The organism is Macrococcus bovicus, assembly GCF_004359575.1.
GTDB lineage: Bacteria > Bacillota > Bacilli > Staphylococcales > Staphylococcaceae > Macrococcus > Macrococcus bovicus.
Map to the genome: position 1 here is coordinate 1 of NZ_SCWF01000031.1, position 436 is coordinate 436.

A 436-nucleotide genomic window follows, 5' to 3' on the forward strand; every position below is an offset into this window, starting at 1 on the left:
GAGTAACCTTTACAGGAGCTAGCCGTCGAAGGTGGGACAGATGATTGGGGTGAAGTCGTAACAAGGTAGCCGTATCGGAAGGTGCGGCTGGATCACCTCCTTTCTAAGGATAATACGGAAAAGGAATATTAATTCCTTCGGAATGACGTCTGACATATTGTATTCAGTTTTGAATGTTCATTCATTCAAATGGGCCTATAGCTCAGCTGGTTAGAGCGCACGCCTGATAAGCGTGAGGTCGATGGTTCGAGTCCATTTAGGCCCACCATTTAAAAAATTGTACTTTGAAAACTAGATAAAGCAAGAAGAAAAAGATTTTACCAAGCAAAACCGAGTGAGTTCATTGATTGAATTCTCAAAAAAATCGCGCGTCTGTATTCATACAGACATCACATTATTAATAACAGATTAAGTTATTAAGGGCGCACGGTGGATG

1 tRNA gene and 1 rRNA gene are annotated in these 436 nt (G+C 41.3%); both read left to right on the forward strand.

Going from position 1 to position 436, the window contains the following annotated elements:
• Positions 1–103: ribosomal RNA gene (locus ERX55_RS11275) — 16S ribosomal RNA — on the forward strand; the annotation flags it as partial.
• Between the two features lie 88 nt (positions 104–191).
• Positions 192–268: transfer RNA gene (locus ERX55_RS11280), tRNA-Ile, on the forward strand.
• Positions 269–436: the final 168 nt, after the last annotated feature.